This is a genomic window from Nocardioides sp. Root151 (genome assembly GCF_001427925.1).
GTDB lineage: Bacteria > Actinomycetota > Actinomycetes > Propionibacteriales > Nocardioidaceae > Nocardioides.
The window spans coordinates 1,026,175-1,042,519 of sequence record NZ_LMGG01000001.1 but is presented as its reverse complement, the minus strand read 5'-3'; the positions used below and the strand labels follow the sequence as shown (position 1 = coordinate 1,042,519).

The following is a 16,345-nucleotide window of genomic DNA, read 5'->3' as shown; positions in this document are numbered from 1 at the left end:
ACCATGGACTGGATCCTGGACTTCGATCCGTCGCCACGCTTTCCTGTGCACACCAGGGGCAACGTCAGTGAGGTCTTCCCTGACCCGATCACCCCGCTGAACGCCACCACCGGCTTCCTGCAGAACTTCGAGGACGGCTACCGCGATGCCTTCGTGGCCTCGAAGGTGTGGGGCCCCGACATCTACGACGGCGAGGTGCGCTTCGCGCTCCTGGGTCTCCTGGGCGGCTACGTCTACATCAACATGTCCTACCTGCGGGTCTTCGCCGTCCGGGTCCCCGGCTACACGCCCGAGCTGCTCGACCTGTCCTACGGCGTCGACTCGAAGGCGTTCCCGTACGTCGAGGAGGACTGGCACGTTGATCCGGAACGCACTGCCGAGGTCCAGCAGTGGCTGGACAAGGAGGTCCTCGGCGACGTCGGCCTGGGCGACCTCGACGCCGATCGCCAGAAGGTCCTCGAGACACGCGCGGCCCGACCGGACCTGACCGCGCTCACCGACACCGAACTGGTGGACCGGATCCGCTCCTTCAACCCCGAGCTCCGCCACCTGTTCCGCCAGCATGCCCTGGTCACCTCCAAGACCGGCTTCACGCTGGGTGCCGTGATGGCACTGGCTGCGCAGGCCGGACACAGTGACATCGCGTTCGAGGTGGTCGGTGGTGTGGGCGAGGTCGACTCGACCGGTCCGACCGTCGCGCTGGCCGACGTGGCTGCCGCCGTACGCCGCTCGCCGGCCGTGGTTGCCGCCTTCGACGAGGGCCTCGACGGACTCCACGAACGCCTTCAGCAATTGGGCTCCGAGGCCGCCGAGGTCCTGGCCGCGCTGGATGCGGTGCGCGCCGACTGGGGCTTCCGCGGCCAGGGGGAGTGGGAGCTGCGCTGCGAGACCTGGGAGACCGACGTACGCCTGCCCCTTGCCCTGGTCGACCGGCTGCGGCGCGGCGCAGTGCAGGCCGACGCGCGCGGCCGGATGGCCGCATCCGGTGAGACCCGTGACGCAGCGGCGAGCAAGGTCCGCGACTCGCTTGCCGAAGCCGACGTGGCCGGCTGGGACGCGACCGTGGCCGCAGCACGCACCTGGGTGCGTGGCCGGGAGCGCACGCGCACCACCGCGGCCATGCTGCTGCACGAGCAGCGGATGACCGCCCGGGAGCTGGGCCGTCGTGCCCACGAGGCCGGTCACCTCGAGGCGCCCCTCCAGGTCTTCCAGCTGCTCGAGTCCGAGCTCGACGAATTCGTCGCGGACCCGTCCGCCTGGACCTCCCTCATCGCCCAACGGGAGAAGATCTACCTCTCCCTCTACGACTACATCCCACCGTTCATGGTCACCGGCGACGTGCCCGACCGGGAGACCTGGCAGCGGGTCTCGGACCGGGCGCAGGTCGCGACGCGCGACGACGCCGTCCTGCGGGGAGCGGCCGGCAGCCCGGGCGTCGTCCGCGGGCGGGCACGCATCATCAGCAGTCCCACCGAGGTCGACGAGCTCGACGCCGAGGACATCCTCGTCGCGGCCACGACGGACCCGGCGTGGACGCCGTTGTTCCTGACCTCGGCGGGTGTGGTCACCGAGGTCGGCGGCATCTTCTCGCACGGCCCGATCGTCTGCCGCGAACTCGGCACGCCCTGCGTGGTCGCACTGGAGGACGCCACCCGCAAGATCCCCGACGGCGCGCTGATCGAGGTCGACGGCACCGCCGGCACCGTGACCGTCCTGGAGGGATGACCCGTTGACCGCGCTCATCACCGCGCCGACGGCGCGCGACCTGGATGCCGCCCTCCGTGCGGGAGGCATCCTCGGCGAGGCGTCACGGATCCGGCAGGTCGCGGCCGTCCCGCTGGGCGCGGGCCAGCTCGCCGACAGCTTCCGCGTCGAACTGCGGTACGACGGGCAACCGGGCCCGGGGTCGGTCTTCGTCAAGATGCCGTCCTCGGACGCCGACTCGGCCGCGACCGCTGCTCGCATCGGTGCCTACGAACGGGAATCGCGCTTCTATCGCGACCTGTTGCCGCACCTCGACGTCCGCACACCGCGCCTGCTCGGCCTGGTCCAGGACGGAGCCGGCGACCCCGGGCTCGTGCTCGAGGACCTCAGCGGTCGCACCAGACCCCTCGACCAGATGCGCGACGGCAGCGTCGAGCAGGCCCGTTCGGTGGCCTCGCAACTCGCCGGGCTGCAGGCACCGTTCTGGGACGACGCCGACTCGGTGGGTGGAGCGCACCTGTTCTACAACCGGCTCGACGACCACATTGAGGGACTGTCCGAGCGCTATGCGATCTCGTGGCAGCGCCACGGGGACGTGGTCGGAGCCGGCCTGGATCCCGCGCAGCGGGAGATGGTGCAGCGCTTCGGCGCGCAGGTCCTCGACTGGGCTGCCACAGTCGGCGGACCCCGCACGCTCGTGCACCAGGATCTCCGTCTGGACAACCTGTTGTGGGGCGACGACGGCGCCTGGCTCGTCGACTGGCAGACACTGGCCTGGACCACGCCCGCCTGGGACCTGGCCTTCTATCTCGGCTCGGCGCTCGAACCGGAGCCGCGGCGCGCGGTGGAGCGCGAACTCGTCGGCCGACACGTCGACGCGCTGCACGAGCGCGGCGTCACCGGCTGGGACCACGACACGGCCTGGCAGGAGCACCGCCGGCTCAGCGGCTCCGTCTTGCTCGCCATGGTCGCCGCCCTCGGCTTCGTGCAACCCACAGAGCGCGGCTTCGAGATGTTCGCCTCGCTGGTGCAGCGCGGCGCCCAACACGCCATCGACCACGACGTCCTGGCATTCACCTGACCTGTCCGTCCAACAGAAGGAACTGACCGTGCTGTCTCCCTGGGATGACTTCCCGATCCACCAGACCTCCTATCCGATTGCCTATCCCATCGGTGCGGATGCCGGGCGCTATGACCGCCACTGGCTGGCCATGCACGACACCGACCTCACCACGCAGTTGGGTGTCGGTCTCTGTGTCTATCCGAACCGCGGCATCATCGACGGTGCACTCAGCGTCTCCCGGGGCGGCCAGCAGCACTCGGTCTATGCCTCGGCGCCGATGCCGCGCGACCGCACCACCCAGGTCGGTCCGCTGCGCATTGAGGTGATCGAGCCGATGCGCACGCTCCGCGTGGTCCTCGAGGAACACGACGGGGTCGCCGCCGACCTCACCTGGCACGGCGTCACCCAGACGATCGAGGACGGCCGGATGGAGCGCTACTCCCGAGGCACCCTCATCTCCGAACGCACCCGCACGGTGCAGTTCAACGACTGCGAGGGCCAGTTCACTGTCAACGGGGAGACCATCGACGTCACCCGCGACCAGTGGTGGGGCTTCCGCGACCGTTCGTGGGGCAGTCGCACGACCGGCACCAAGAGCGAGCACACCATGGCCGCCTCTAAGTCCAACATCTACTTCGCGTGGACCCTGCTCCGCTTCGAGGACGAGTGCCTGCTGGTGGCCGTGAACGAAATGCCGGATGGTCGCAGCGAGGCCCGCACGGTCGCCGTACTCCCGTTCATCGGGCCCGACGACCCTGCGTACGGCGTCGAGGAGGCCATCGCGCGCAGCGACGTGTTCAACTTCGAGATCGACTACGTGGCCGGCACCCGCCGACCCCACCTCGTCGACCTCACCGTGGGGCCGCGTGGCGCTGTCGACCGGAGGATCCGGATCGAGCCCACGCTGACGTTCCTGATGCAGGGGCTCGGCTACTCGCACCCGACCTGGACGCACGGTGCCGACCACGGTGGCCCGGCCGTCGGGTCAGACCACTGGAACCTCGCCGACCTCCATCCCACCGCCCGGGAGAACGTGCACGTGCACCAGATCTGCCGTGGTGTGCGTTCCGACGGCGCGGTCGGGCTCGGACTCTTCGAGCACATCGCGATCGGGCCGCACCTGCCCTCCGGACTCGGCGAGGGGCTCGAGCCGCGGGGGTGATGTGGACTTCTCCTGTGACGGCCTCGATCGGAGGCGGTCCTGTGCCCCGGGCTCAGGGATGATGACGCCATGAGTGAAACCACCGTGTGGCGGGCCCAGGGCACCTGGGAGGATATCCGCTACGAGACCACCGACGACGGGATCGCCAAGATCACGATCGACCGGCCGGAGGTCCACAACGCCTTCCGGCCCCAGACCCTGGTCGAGGTCGACCGTGCGCTGATGCGTGCCCGTGAGGACGAGTCGGTCGGCGTGATCATCCTGACCGGCGCGGGGGAGAAGGCCTTCTGCTCGGGGGGCGACCAGCGAGTGCGTGGCGACAGTGGTTACCAGCTCGACCCGGGTGCCACCGGTCGCTTCCACGTCACCGACCTGCACGTCGCCATGCGGCGTTGCCCCAAGCCGATCGTGGCGATGGTGGCCGGCTGGGCGATCGGTGGCGGCCACGTGCTGCATCTCGTGTGTGATCTCACCATCGCGGCCGACAATGCCCGCTTCGGGCAGGTCGGTCCGAAGGTGGGCTCCTTCGACGGCGGCTTCGGGTCGAGCATCCTCTCCGACCTGGTCGGGCCCAAGAAGGCCAAGGAGATCTGGTTCCTCTGCCGGCAGTACGACGCAGGGACCGCGCTCGACATGGGCCTGGTCAACACCGTCGTACCGCTCGAGGAGCTGGAGGCCGAGACCCTGAAGTGGTGTCGCGAGATGCTCGCCCTCTCGCCGTACGCCCTGCGGTTGTCGAAGGCCAGCTTCCATGCGCACGAGGACGGCTACGCCGGCATCCAGCAGCTCGCCCACGACACGAACCTGCTGTTCTACGGCAACGCGGAGGCCAAGGAGGGGCGGGAGGCGTTCAAGGAAGGGCGCACCCCCGACTTCACGCAATTCCCGCGTCGTCCCTGAGACGGTTCGTCGTCGGGGTCGCGTTCAGCTGCGCTGAGGTCGGGGAACACGTCGTCGCGCCACTCGGGGGAATCTGCTCCGCGACGTCGTTCTCCCGCCGGGCGGTGGTCATGCCGTCAGCCCACGAAGCCGGCCACGAGCTCGTTGAACTCCGCTGAGCGCTCGATCTGGGTCCAGTGCCCGCAGCGCGCGAAGACGTGCAGGTCCGCGTCGGGGAGCAGGCGCAGCATCGTCCAGGCCACGTCGACGGGGACGACGGCGTCCTCGAGACCGTGCACGAGCAGGGTCGGCATGGTCACCTTCGCCACCTGCTCCTCGGTGATGCCGAGCTCGCCGCCGGCGTGCTCGGGGTCGAAGAACATCTTTCGGTAGGCCTCGTGCGCGCCGGGCGCGGCGCTCGCCTCGTACCTGATCTGCACGAGGTCGTCGGTGATGATCGACTTGTCCACCGCGAAGTGGTTCTTGAGCAGGGACTCCATCGCCTCCGGCGAGGGCTCGTAGGCACGCAGCGCCTTGAGGCCCTCGGTCATGGTCATGCCGACCCCGGGCGCACCCATCAGCACGATGCGGTCGAGGCGCTCGGGGTGGTCTTCGGCCATCTGCAGGGCGAGCCGTCCGCCGAGTGAGTTGCCGACCACCGACACCTGGTCGATGCCGAGGGCGTCGAGCAGGTCCCACACGTGGTCGGTCCAGGTGCGCAGCGAGTAGCGCACCGAGTCGGGCCGCTCGGTCAGCCCGAAGCCGACGCTGTCCATGGCGATGACGCGGTGGTTCTCGGCCAGGGCGGGGATGGCGTGACGCCAGTTGGCCCACGCCGAGACACCGGGGCCCGAACCGTGCAGGAGCAGCAGCGGCTTGCCCTCCCCCACGTCGTGGTAGTGGGTCGAGGTGCCCTTCGCGTCGATGAACTGACCCGCCTCCAGGGCGGCAAGGTCGAGTGGGGCGGTGGCGGTGCTCACGGAGATTCTCCTGACGTCGGGACGACTTGGCTTCTTCTGCGAGCGTAGGAAGGCCGGAAGTGCCCAACAACGGAGAGTTCCAACGGCTAGAAAGAGTGGCCGGATTCCGGGTCGTCCACACCGAACATCACCAGCTCCTCGTGCGAATCGGCGTCAGTCCTGGCCATTCGGAACGCGTCCAGCTCGTCGGCGTACGACGTTCCTTCGGCGAGGTCGGTGACCAGGTGCATGCGCCTCTTGCTCGCCGGTGAGGCGTGGTCGAGGAACAGTCGCCGCCGGTTCTCCGCGTAGCCGTCGAGGATGCTCTCGTCGGCATAGCCGCGCAGCACCGCGGCCAGGGCCACCACCACGTCGCGGGAGTCGAGGAACCCGCTGACGGACCGGTGGCCGGTCAGGCGATTCGTGACGTGGGCTGCTTCCCCCGCGAGCAGCACGCGGCCGGCGCGGAACTGTGGCGCGGTGCGCTGGTGCATGCGGGCCCAGGTCCACTCGGTGACCCGGGCTCGCGCACCGGGGATGACGACGGCGAGGGTCTCTTCAAGGCGCTCCCGGATGCCGGCCTCGGGAAGCAGTAGCGCCTCCGCGCAGGTGTAGCGCCACAGGCCGTCACGGATCCGCTGCACGACGGCACCGTTGACCTCGTCCACCTGGAAGGTCGAGCTGGTGTAGCCGAGCTCGCCGAAGTCGTACTCGACCTGGGCCGCCACGGACCGTTCCGGCCAGGTGCTGCCGGGGAAGCCGAGGCCCACCGCACGGCGTACGGCGCTGTTGGCCCCGTCCGCGCCCACCATCCACGCAGCGCGCACCCGGGCCTCGTCCGCTCCGAGGACCACCTCCACACCCGAGGCGTCCTGCCGTACGTCGAGCACCTGCTCTCCACGTTGCCAGGTGACCCCGGGCTGTACGGCGAGATGCGACTCGAGCACCCCGATCAGCGGCGCCGACTCGACGTACACGTTGAACGGGTGGGCCAGGCGGTCTGCCAGATCGCCGAGGTCGAAGACGATCTGCTCGCCGGTGCGCAGGACAGACAGGGACCAGAGCGGGTCGGCGAAGCCCGCAACGATGACGTCCGGGAGGACGCCCAGAGAGTCCAGGTGGGGGAGCACTGCGTTGTGCAGCACGCCGCTCCAGCCGAATCCCTCGGGCTCGGTGACGGGGTCGACCACCATCACCTCGACCCCCGCGCGAGCGAGGCCGAGAGCCGTCATCAGTCCGATCGGACCACCGCCGACCACCACCACGTCGGTCTCGTTCATCGGCAGGCTCCTTGTCTGGTGCGGGTCCTGAGGAGCTCGCGCCCGTTCCCGCCCAGCACGCCGGCGGCCTGTGTGCCGGTCAGCGCTCCCCGGTCGACGGCGGAGGCGAGGAAGCGTCGAGCGCCGTCGAGCTGGCCGGCGACAAAGGGGTAGTCGGTGCCGAGCACCACGTGACCGGCACCGAAGCGTTCGGTCAGCAGGCGCAGGTGCTCCGGGTCGAAGACCAGCGAGTCGACCCACAGCCGACCGACGAGGTCGTCGTGCTCGTCGGGTGCGGCGTCGGTGAAGATGCCGGCGCCCAGGCGCAGGCGGGGCCAGGCCCAGGCGAACGTGCCACATCCGTGGGCCAGGACCACGCGCAGGTCGACGCACTCACGCAGCACCCCGCCGAAGACCAGGGCGGAGGCCGCGATCGCCGTGTCCGTGGTCATCCCCAGCCCGAAGTCGTAGGGCTGGCCCCCGCGCCGGATCACACCACCGCCACCGTCGGTCGGGTGCACGAACACCACGGCGTCCAGCTCGTCCGCGGCCCGGAAGAACGGCCGGAGCACCGGGTCGTCGAGTTCCATCCCCGCGATCCGGGAACCGATCTGGACGCCGACCAGCCCGAGGTCGGCGACACAGCGTCGCAGCTCGGCGACGGCGCGGTCGACGTACGGGAGTGGGACGGTGCCGAGGCCGGCAAGTCGCCCGCCGGACTCGCCCACGGCTGAGGCGACGGAGTCGTTGGTGGCCCGCGCGTAGGCGTCGGCCGGCTCCGCGTCGGCCCAGTAGGCGAGCATCACCGGAGTCGGCGAGATGAGCTGTACGCCGATCCCGGCCGCGTCGAGCTCGGCGATCCGCTGGGCCGTGTCCCACAACGGGGCGTGCACCTGGCGGAAGACGCGGTCACCCAGCATGATCTGACCCGCGCCGTCGCCGTGCGTGACGAGGCGTGGCCAGCGGGGGTCGTCGGGAAGCCCGGCAGCAGCGAGGTCCGCACCAAAGTGGTGGGCGTGGATGTCGACCCCGGTCGGGGCGGCACCGTTCTCGTGAACAGGATGCACGTGGAGACGCTAGGCACTGGCCAGCCCACGTGACAGTGGAGGTTCCGACAGTCGGAACTTCGCATGGGGTGGTGGCGGGGGACGCGGCAGGCTTACCTTCTGACAATCCCGTCTGTGTCCCGTCCGAGGTGGCTCCATGACCCGCTCCAGCGCTGACGGATCGGGAGCCCAGGGCGCCGAGACACCTTCGATCCTGACCAAGGCGTTCGACCTGCTGCACGCCTTCAACCCGCACGAGCGGGTGATGACGCTCAGCGAGCTCTCCCGCGCCTCCGGCCTGCCCAAGTCGACGGTGCACCGACTGCTGGCCCGGCTGGTCGACCTCGGTGCGGTGGAGCACCATCGTTCCGGCTACAAGATCGGCGTCGGCCTGCTCCAGCTCGGAGCGTCGACCCCGGCGGGATACATGCGCGACCTCGCGATGCCCTACCTGGCCAACCTGCACCGCTGGACGGGACAGACGGTCGCATTCGCCGTGCTGCGCGAGTTCGACGTGGTCTACCTGGAGAAGCTGGCGCCCACGGACTCGCCGTCCTCCATCGCCCAGGTGGGGTCACGGTTGCCGGCCAACTGCACGGCCATCGGCAAGATCCTGCTGGCCCACGAGAACCTGGACGACCTGGCGGACTTCCTGCCTTCCCCGATGCCGGGCATGACACCGCAGTCGGTCACCGACGTGGCGACCCTCGTCGACCAGCTGCGCACCGCTCGTGGCGAGGGCGTCGCCCGCGAGACCGACGAGGCCCAGCTCGGCCTCTCCTGTGTCGCCACGGGGCTCGTCATGAACGGGTTCGCGATCGGTGCGGTGTCGGTGGGCTTCCCCACCGGCACCGCGATGCCGGCCCAGCTGGAGTCGGCGTTGAGGGACACCGCGTCCAAGGTGGTCAAGGACGTGGAGGCCGGGTTGGCCAAGGGCCGTGGGCACTGGTTCCCCCGGGAGATCTAGCGGAACAGGGCGAAGGCCTTGTTGGAGTTGAAGATCTCGGTGGCCACGAAGTCCGACCAGTCCAGCTCCATCCCGAGCTCGGAGACCGCACCGAGCAGGCAGAACCAGTTGAGCATCTCGTGCTGCCCGGCGTCGATGATCTGCCGGCTGGTGTGGGAGACCCAGTAGTCGTAGTCACCGGCGAGCATCGCGTCGTAGAACCTCTGGTCCGACTCGGTGTCCGGGCGCAGGTGCCAGCCCTTGTCGTGCAGGAACGCGTGCGACCAGCTCGACGAGGCGACCAGGGCGACCCTCAGGTCGCTGTCCATGACCGAGCGTCCGACGGCCTTGCCGAACTCGAAGCAGCGCTTGGGCGTCGGGCCGGGCGGGTCGAGGACCTCGTCGACGATGTCGGCGAAGCGGGCGATCCCGCCACGGCGGGCGATCACGTGCTCGCCGTAACAGTTCACCGCCATCGGCACGATCGGGTAGGGGAACTCTGTGCCGATGTTGTCGAAGTCGAGGAACACCTGGGTGTTGGCGAAGGCATGCGGGAAATGGATGCCCTTGCGCTGCTCGTAGCTGTAGGCGACGTCGACACCTGAGTTGAGAACGTCGCTGGTCAGCTTCTTCGCGTAGTCCTGGTTGCCGCGCATGGTGAAGCTCGTGTCGTCCGGCAGGCCCCAGTAGTTGGGCACCTTGATCTTGCCCAGCACGCCGAACGGCTCGACCTCGGTGTCGGGGTAGGCGAGCACGCAGAACGACGGGATCACCTCCTCGCGGAAGTTCTCGTACTGGTCGTCGCCCCACACCAGGAGCAGGTCGGGCTGGAACTCGTCGATCGCCTCGCGGCAGACCTTGAGGTCCTCCATCAGCGCGGCCCGGTGGCCGGCAGCTGCGGTGACACCGCCGTCGTCGCCCCACTCCCGACGGGCGAGGTCGTTCCAGTTCGCCGGGTCCTTCCTCTCGGCGGGAATGTCGGGGTCCTTCAGTGCCGTCTTGAGCAGGCTCGCCATGTGCGTGTCCGCGCCGGCCAGCAGCGGGTAGTGGGTGATGCCCACTCCGAGTACCTCTGCCATCTCACTTCTCCTCGTGTCTGCGTTGTCTGGAACGGGTTGTCGGCAGGGCCTGCGCTGACAGGGACGGCCGTCAGGAAGCCGCGGGAAGGTCGCGCTCGAACTCGGCGTGGTGCACCGACTTCATGACGGCCTTGCGGCACTTCATCAACATCCGTGGGTTCCCGAGCACCAGTGCGCCCACCAGTACGCCGTCCGGACCGGCGTACGCCGCCACGAGGTCGCCGGTCGCGGCGCTTCCCCGGGTGAGCACGAGCTCGCCCCGGGAGGGCAGGCCGATGATCTGGATGCGGTGCCCGTACTGGTCGGACCACACGTAGGGGAGTGCGGGGCGCGGCACGGGGGTGCCGAGGATGCTCGAGGCCACGAGGGCGGCGTGGTCGTTGGCGTTGGTCCAGTGCTCGATGCGCACAGGCTCGCCGTAGAGGAAGTGCAGCGGCCGCGCCACGTCCCCGGCGGCGTACACGTCCGGGAAGCCGGTCACCTCGAGGGACGCCTCGCAGTCGATGCCGTTGCTGACGGGGAGCCCGGATCCCTTGAGCCAGGCGGTGGCCGGCTCGGCACCGATACCGACGACCACGATGTCCGCGGGCAGGGTGCGGCCGTCCGAGAGCTCGACCGCCTCCACCCTGGTCTCACCGACGAGGCGCTTGGTGGTCACACCGGTCAGCAGGGTTGCGCCGTGGAGCTCGTGCAGGCCCCCGAGCTCGGCGCCGATGCGGTCGCCGAGGATGTGGGCCAGGGGGATCGGCTGGGCCTCCACGACCGTGACGTCGACGTCCCAGGCGCGTGCCGCCGCGGCGAACTCGGCACCGATGAAGCCGGCTCCGACGACCACGGCCTTCCGTCCGGGGGCGAGCTCGCTCCTCAGTTGTACGGCGTCCTCGGCGTTGCGCAGGGTGTGCACGCCGGCCAGCCCCTCGCCACTGGGCAGGTTCCGGGCACTCGCCCCGGTGGCGATCACCAGAACGTCGTACGCGTGCTCCGCGCCGTCCTCGGTGGTGACGACCTTCGCCGCGGGGTCGAGGCGTACGGCGGCCGCGCCCAGTCGCAGCTCGACGTCGAGCTTCGCCACGTCGTCCTCGGTGAGCAGCGGGACAGGTTCGCCGGTGCCCTCGGACGACAGCATCTCCTTGGAGATGGGCGGCTTGTCGTAGGGGAAGTGCCGCTCCGCCCCGAGCACCGTGATCACTCCGGTGAAGCCGGCGCTGCGCAGTGCCTGGACAGTGCGCACTCCGGCGACGGAAGCACCGACGACGAGCACCTTCCGGGTGTCGTTCGCCGTGTCGAGTGTCGGGTCAGGCGACGACATAGACGTCCTCCCCCTCGACCTCGACGGCGTACGTCTTCAGGGCGACCGTGGCCGGGAAGCACGTGGGCTCCCCGGTGCGCAGGTTGAAGCGCGCCATGTGCAGCGGGCAGATCAGCTCGTCGTCCTCCAGGTCGCTGTCCTCGCCGAGCGACCACTCCTCGTGGCTGCAGGTGTCCGCGGTGGCGAAGAACTCGCCGTCCTCGGTGCGGTGCAGTGCGATCTTGACCTCGCCCGGGACAGTCATGGACTCACCCGGGTCGAGGTCTCCGGTGGTGCAGGCGAAGCGCCGGTTCATCGTCGTGGTGCCTTCCATGTCCGTCCTCTCCAGGTGTTCGGGGGACCCTCAGTCTCAGCGGCGCATCGACGGCGACACAGGCCTGGTTTCAGCCATTGGAACCTCGACACCGGCAGTTCCGGGGATCGGAACGTGGCGATGCCACCAACTGCGACTTCGGGCACCTTCAAGGAACCAGCCAAAGAGTCTGTGCAAGAGATTGAGAGGGTCGCGCGGTGTCCGAATACGTGATTGACGACCGGGAGATGCCGCGGTTCCGAGTGAACCGCAACGTCATGGTGGATCCGGAGGTCTTCGCCCAGGAACGGGACAAGATCTTCAACCACACCTGGCTCTACCTCGGCCACGAGACCGAGTTGAAGAAGAAGAACGACTTCAAGACCCGCAACGTCGCCGGCCGTCCGCTGATCTTCGCCCGCGACAAGTCGGGCGCGATCAAGGTGTGGATCAACTCGTGTCCGCACCGTGGCGCGATGCTCTGCCGCGAGCCCTCCGGCAACGCCAGGTTCCTGACCTGCTTCTACCACGGCTGGACGTTCAGCACGGCCGGCGAGATGGTCTCGATGCCCAGCGATGCGTCGTACGGCGAGGACTTCGAGCGGCCCGGCCTCGCCTCGCCGCCCAAGGTCGACTCCTACCGCGGTTTCGTCTTCATCAGCTTCGATCCCGACATCGTGGACCTGAAGACCCACCTGGCCGGAGCGACGGACTACATCGACCTCGTCTGCGATCAGTCCGAACAGGGCATGGAGATCCTCGAGGGCACCCATGAGTACTCGGTGAAGGCGAACTGGAAGCTGCTCGTCGAGAACAGCTACGACGGCTACCACGCGGTCTCCACGCACCAGCGCTACTTCGAGATGGTCCTCGCCGCCCGTGGCAGCCTGGACCCGTCAGCCCTGGGCGACTCGCGCGGCATCGACCTCGGCAACGGCCACGCCGTGGTCGCCGGGGCACCGGCCACCGAGGGCCTGTTCGGACGGCCCCTGTCGGAGGCCGGCGCCGTCGAGCGGGACGCCAGGTTCGAGCGGTTCCGCGAGCTGTACGGCGAAGGCTGGGTCGACCGGATGAAGGGCAACCGCAACCTGGTGATCTTCCCGAACCTGGTCATCATCGACCTGGTGATGGGTGTCGTGGTCCGCAAGATCGACCCGATCTCCCCGGACTACATGGAGGTCACCGCCTGGGAGCTGGCGCCACCAGAGGAAGGCGACGAGCTCCGCAAGCAGCGCCTCGACAACTTCCTCACCTTCTGGGGCCCGGGCGGTCTCGCCTCCCCGGACGACGTCGAGGCCCTCGAGACCTGCCAGATCGGGTACGGCGGGCGCCAGGAGCTGCCCTGGTCGGACATCTCCCGTGGCATGAACAAGCCTGTCAACAACACCACCGACGAGCTGCAGATGCGCACCTGGTGGCGGCGCTGGAACGAGATCATCACCGGCGAGAAGCTGCCGCCCGAGGACAAGGAACCCCTCGGAGAGGTGTTCCGGGCACCGCGCAAGGCGCCCGAGGCAGCAACTGCCCCCTCCTGACCGACCGGATTCCCCACATGGCGGAACATCGCAGTCACCTGATGACTGCGATGTTCCGCCTTGTCGTTGGCGTTCAGCTCGTGCGACTGCACCACGCCACTGCCAGCGGCGAGAGGCGAGGCGCCACGCGGGCATTGAGCCATTCGACGGTGCGCTGCCACCCGTCGTACGACGCTGCGTAGTTCAGCCCGTCGTCCAGCCTGGCGTGGAAGTCCGGGCCGACCCCGGGATAGCGGACGACCTTGGTGAAGACGTCGGAAGAGCTCATCGTGGCGGCAAGGGTGCGCACGTGGTCTGCCGGCGCTGCCGTGTCCTCGGCGCCGAAGAGGCCCAACCACGGCGTCCGCGCCGGCCGGTCAGGCAGGGGTGATGAGTGCGGTGGTGATCCGTGCGGTGTTGATCCGTGCAGGGGCGCAGAGAAGCTGACCGCCGCGGCGAGCTCGGCGTACGCGGCGACCGTGAGGGCGGCTCGTCCACCGGTGCCGATGCCGACCACGGCCACCTGCTCGGCCGACCAACCGCGCTCGGCTGCGCGCTGCAGCAGCACGGGCAGGACCTCGAGGACACCGTCGCCCACCTCCACCGCGAGGGTGTCGTAGCCGTCCTCGGCCAGATGGTTCATCCGGGTCGCGGCATCGCGATCCAGGGTCCCCATGTCGCAGAACAGCAGGACGACGCCGTGCGGGGTGCCCGGGAGGGAGATCTCGAGGACCGGGAGCGGACCCGTCGCGGTGTCGAGTGCCGACCGCGTCGGGTCGATCATGATGACGTCGTTCATCTCGTCCTCATTCAGTGTTGAAGCGGTCAGGAGTCGTGGGGGCGCCAGGGCCAGTACTTCGCCGTGGCCCCACCGTCCACCGTGATGTTCGTGCCGGTCACCATCGAGGCCTCGTCGGAGGCGAGATAGACGACGGCCCCCACGTAGTCCTCGGGGGTGGGCAGCCGGTTGAGCGGCAACTGTGCCTTGAAGTCCATCGACCGCGTGCCCGGGCGGCTCAGAAGCTCCTCCAGCTGGGCCCGCGCCTCGGGGTCGGTGGGCATCGTGGCGGTCGGGGTGAAGCTGTTCACGCGGACGCCGTACCGGGCCAGGTCCATCGCGGTCGAGCGGGTGAAGTTGATCAGCCCGCTCTTGCCGGTGGTGTAGCCGATGTTGCCGGGCTGGCCCTGCCAGGCCGCTGTGGAGAGCACGTTGATGATGCTTCCCGCCGTGCCGGCCTCGATCATGACCGCGGCCGCCGCCCTGGAGAACAGGAACGAGCCACCCAGGATCACGTCGAGCTGGCGCCGGTAGTCGTCGTACGGCATGTCCATCAGGCCCTGTTGCTGGAAGAACACCGCATTGTTGACGAGGATGTCGACGCGACCCCAGGTCTCGACGGCGCGGGCCACCACTTCCTCGGCATGAGCCGGGTCGGTGACGTCTCCCGACATCGCCACGGCCTCGCCGCCGGCTTCCTCGATGCGGGCTGCACTGGCCTTGGCGACGTCGGGGTCGAGGTCGGCGCACAGCACCCGGGCCCCTTCCGCGGCGAGGCCAGCGGCGAGGGTCCCGCCGATGTTGGGGCTGGCGCCGGTGACGATCGCCACCTTCCCTGCGAGCCGGTTCACAGGATGATGCTGACCTTGCCGTGGGGGCGGAGGGCGTCGAGATCGAGCACGCACCGTCGGGTGCGGAACAGGAATCCCTTGTCGTCATCGCGCACCACGAAGTGCTCGTAGTGGCCGACGTAGGTGTCGAGCACTCCGTTGCGGATCCGCTGCACGGTGAAGTTGGCGCGGATGTCGAGAGTGCCGTCCCCGAGGTCGGTGGCGCGCACGTTGGTGACCATGCGTCGCGTGCGGGAGTGCGGGTACTCCGCGTGCGCCGACCGCTTCATCAAGGAGTTGAGCCGCTGCTCGAGCAGGAACCGGTCGTCCTGGACCATGAAGAGGTCACGCCCCGGGTCGCCGTCCGGCTTGTCGGTGGCGGGCACGAGGTAGACGCCCTCGGGCAGGAAGAGCTCGAGCCACTCGGGCAGGCGCCAGGTGTCGAGCAGGTCCGCCTCCCGGTAGAGGAACTGCTCCACCTCATGATGCAACGCGAGCGAATCCGCAGAGGTCGGCCTCTGCACGGTCTGTGTCTCCACCACGGTCTCCTCAGGCTGGACGGACGTGGTCCCACTGTCGGAGGCCGGAAGCGTCGGGAGAACAGGCTGTTCCGGGCTCCGGAACCGGTGGGAGTCTCCACAGTGGGCTCTTGTCGACCCGTGACACAGGTGAGCGTCCTCGGTTAAGGTCAGACCAAATTCATCACACTGCATCCGAAGGCGAAGTGAGGGCCCATGTCCGACGCACCTGTTGTCACCTGGCGAACCGAGGCACCCGGCATCACTGTCGTGACGCTGGCCAGGCCTCCGGCCAATGCGCTGGGGCTGCCGATCCTCGAGGGCCTGGACGCGGCGATCGATGCCGCGCAGGCGGCCGGAGACGTCAAGGCCATGGTGATCACCTCTGCGCTCGACGGGTTCTTCGCTGCCGGCGCGGACATCAAGCACATGTCGACCATCACCGCCGAGTCGTTCATGGCGTACGGCGACACGATGCGTGCGGTCAACGACCGGCTGGCGGCTTCTCCCTGGATCTCCATCGCCGCGGTCGACGGACTGGCCCTCGGTGGCGGACTCGAGCTCGCGATGGCCTGCACGCTGCGGGTGGCCGGCCCCAAGGCAAAGCTGGGACTTCCCGAGGTGAAGCTCGGGCTGATCCCCGGAGCCGGTGGGACGCAACGCCTGCCGCAACTGGTCGGGCGCGGCCGTGCGCTCGACATCATGCTCACCGCCCGCCAGGTGCGCGCCGACGAGGCGCTCGCCATCGGCCTGGTCGACCGCCTCGCTGACGGCGACGTCGAGAAGGCTGCTCTCGAGCTGGCCGCCGAGCTGGTGACCGCCTCGCTGCCGGCCCAGCTGGCCGTCGTACGCACCGTCGACGCCGCGTTCGAGATGCCGCTGGAGCAGGGCTTCGCCTATGAGGCGAAGCAGGAGCAGGGACTCTTCGAGGACGGAGAGGCGGCGGAAGGCATCGCGGCGTTCATCGCGAAGCGTCCACCGAACTTCGCGTGAGCTCCCCGGCCCGG

Annotated in this window: 16 protein-coding genes; 7 read left to right on the top strand and 9 right to left on the bottom strand. The window is 69.1% G+C overall.

Going from position 1 to position 16,345, the window contains the following annotated elements:
• Positions 1–3: 3 nt before the first annotated feature.
• The 4 genes from ASD66_RS04930 to menB all read left to right on the top strand — a co-directional run bounded on the left by ASD66_RS04930 (position 4) and on the right by menB (position 4,829).
• Positions 4–1,725: a PEP-utilizing enzyme gene (locus tag ASD66_RS04930; protein WP_056688326.1), complete on the top strand. Its 1,722-nt coding sequence runs from the start codon at positions 4–6 to the stop codon at positions 1,723–1,725.
• A gap of 4 nt (positions 1,726–1,729) precedes the next feature.
• Entirely contained in the window at positions 1,730–2,785 is a 1,056-nt protein-coding gene (locus tag ASD66_RS04925) for a phosphotransferase family protein (protein ID WP_056688323.1), read from the top strand.
• A 28-nt stretch (positions 2,786–2,813) separates the two neighbouring features.
• Positions 2,814–3,929 (top strand): hypothetical protein, encoded by a 1,116-nt coding sequence (locus ASD66_RS04920; protein ID WP_056890197.1) that lies wholly within the window; start codon positions 2,814–2,816, stop codon positions 3,927–3,929.
• Positions 3,930–3,998: 69 nt separating this feature from the next.
• Positions 3,999–4,829 (top strand): 1,4-dihydroxy-2-naphthoyl-CoA synthase, encoded by an 831-nt coding sequence (gene menB / locus ASD66_RS04915; RefSeq protein ID WP_056890196.1) that lies wholly within the window; start codon positions 3,999–4,001, stop codon positions 4,827–4,829.
• A gap of 116 nt (positions 4,830–4,945) precedes the next feature.
• Here the strand turns inward: menB and ASD66_RS04910 are convergent, their stop codons facing one another.
• From ASD66_RS04910 to ASD66_RS04900, 3 genes are all read right to left on the bottom strand, one after another.
• Positions 4,946–5,788 carry an alpha/beta fold hydrolase gene (locus ASD66_RS04910; protein ID WP_056890195.1) on the bottom strand — a complete coding sequence of 281 codons (843 nt, stop codon included), beginning with the start codon at positions 5,786–5,788 and terminating at the stop codon, positions 4,946–4,948.
• Positions 5,789–5,874: 86 nt separating this feature from the next.
• Positions 5,875–7,047 (bottom strand): FAD-dependent oxidoreductase, encoded by a 1,173-nt coding sequence (locus tag ASD66_RS04905; protein WP_056890194.1) that lies wholly within the window; start codon positions 7,045–7,047, stop codon positions 5,875–5,877.
• A complete protein-coding gene (locus ASD66_RS04900) occupies positions 7,044–8,093 on the bottom strand; it encodes an amidohydrolase family protein (RefSeq protein WP_056890193.1) in 1,050 nt (349 codons plus the stop codon). Before ASD66_RS04900 ends, ASD66_RS04905 begins: the two co-directional genes overlap by 4 nt.
• 136 nt (positions 8,094–8,229) lie before the next feature.
• Here ASD66_RS04900 and ASD66_RS04895 point away from each other — a divergent pair, with 136 nt between their 5' ends.
• Positions 8,230–9,039, top strand: coding sequence for an IclR family transcriptional regulator (locus tag ASD66_RS04895; protein ID WP_056890192.1), 810 nt, complete (start codon positions 8,230–8,232; stop codon positions 9,037–9,039).
• Here ASD66_RS04895 and ASD66_RS04890 read toward each other — a convergent pair.
• The 3 genes from ASD66_RS04890 to ASD66_RS04880 form a co-directional block, all read right to left on the bottom strand.
• On the bottom strand, positions 9,036–10,097 hold the full coding sequence (locus ASD66_RS04890) for an extradiol ring-cleavage dioxygenase (protein WP_056890191.1): 1,062 nt from the start codon (positions 10,095–10,097) through the stop codon (positions 9,036–9,038). The two genes, ASD66_RS04895 and ASD66_RS04890, sit on opposite strands and share 4 nt — an antisense overlap.
• Before the next feature lie 70 nt (positions 10,098–10,167).
• A complete protein-coding gene (locus ASD66_RS04885; RefSeq protein WP_056890190.1) occupies positions 10,168–11,406 on the bottom strand; it encodes an NAD(P)/FAD-dependent oxidoreductase in 1,239 nt (412 codons plus the stop codon).
• The gene (locus tag ASD66_RS04880; protein ID WP_056890189.1) at positions 11,393–11,719 is read right to left on the bottom strand and encodes a non-heme iron oxygenase ferredoxin subunit; all 327 of its coding nucleotides are present in this window, start codon (positions 11,717–11,719) and stop codon (positions 11,393–11,395) included. The genes ASD66_RS04885 and ASD66_RS04880 overlap by 14 nt, the downstream gene beginning before the upstream one ends.
• Positions 11,720–11,916: 197 nt before the next feature.
• Here ASD66_RS04880 and ASD66_RS04875 point away from each other — a divergent pair, with 197 nt between their 5' ends.
• Positions 11,917–13,233 (top strand): aromatic ring-hydroxylating oxygenase subunit alpha, encoded by a 1,317-nt coding sequence (locus tag ASD66_RS04875; RefSeq protein WP_056890188.1) that lies wholly within the window; start codon positions 11,917–11,919, stop codon positions 13,231–13,233.
• 73 nt (positions 13,234–13,306) lie between these two features.
• Here ASD66_RS04875 and ASD66_RS04870 read toward each other — a convergent pair whose 3' ends face one another.
• The 3 genes from ASD66_RS04870 to ASD66_RS04860 are packed head-to-tail and all read right to left on the bottom strand — an operon-like array spanning position 13,307 to position 15,359.
• Positions 13,307–14,011, bottom strand: coding sequence for a dienelactone hydrolase family protein (locus ASD66_RS04870; protein ID WP_056890187.1), 705 nt, complete (start codon positions 14,009–14,011; stop codon positions 13,307–13,309).
• A 26-nt stretch (positions 14,012–14,037) separates the two neighbouring features.
• Positions 14,038–14,841, bottom strand: coding sequence for an SDR family NAD(P)-dependent oxidoreductase (locus ASD66_RS04865; RefSeq protein ID WP_056688290.1), 804 nt, complete (start codon positions 14,839–14,841; stop codon positions 14,038–14,040).
• A complete protein-coding gene (locus ASD66_RS04860) occupies positions 14,838–15,359 on the bottom strand; it encodes an aromatic-ring-hydroxylating dioxygenase subunit beta (protein ID WP_235529961.1) in 522 nt (173 codons plus the stop codon). Before ASD66_RS04860 ends, ASD66_RS04865 begins: the two co-directional genes overlap by 4 nt.
• 195 nt (positions 15,360–15,554) lie before the next feature.
• Between ASD66_RS04860 and ASD66_RS04855 the strand changes: the two genes are divergently transcribed.
• Entirely contained in the window at positions 15,555–16,331 is a 777-nt protein-coding gene (locus tag ASD66_RS04855) for an enoyl-CoA hydratase/isomerase family protein (protein WP_056688287.1), read from the top strand.
• Positions 16,332–16,345: the final 14 nt, after the last annotated feature.

Coding starts and splice junctions, on each gene's coding strand:
- ASD66_RS04930 (WP_056688326.1), top strand. CDS start 4: ATGGACTGGATCCTGGACTTCGATCCGTCGCCACGCTTTCCTGTGCAC.
- menB (WP_056890196.1), top strand. CDS start 3,999: ATGAGTGAAACCACCGTGTGGCGGGCCCAGGGCACCTGGGAGGATATC.
- ASD66_RS04905 (WP_056890194.1), bottom strand. CDS start 7,047: ATGAACGAGACCGACGTGGTGGTGGTCGGCGGTGGTCCGATCGGACTG.
- ASD66_RS04895 (WP_056890192.1), top strand. CDS start 8,230: ATGACCCGCTCCAGCGCTGACGGATCGGGAGCCCAGGGCGCCGAGACA.
- ASD66_RS04890 (WP_056890191.1), bottom strand. CDS start 10,097: ATGGCAGAGGTACTCGGAGTGGGCATCACCCACTACCCGCTGCTGGCC.
- ASD66_RS04885 (WP_056890190.1), bottom strand. CDS start 11,406: ATGTCGTCGCCTGACCCGACACTCGACACGGCGAACGACACCCGGAAG.
- ASD66_RS04880 (WP_056890189.1), bottom strand. CDS start 11,719: ATGGAAGGCACCACGACGATGAACCGGCGCTTCGCCTGCACCACCGGA.
- ASD66_RS04870 (WP_056890187.1), bottom strand. CDS start 14,011: ATGAACGACGTCATCATGATCGACCCGACGCGGTCGGCACTCGACACC.
- ASD66_RS04855 (WP_056688287.1), top strand. CDS start 15,555: ATGTCCGACGCACCTGTTGTCACCTGGCGAACCGAGGCACCCGGCATC.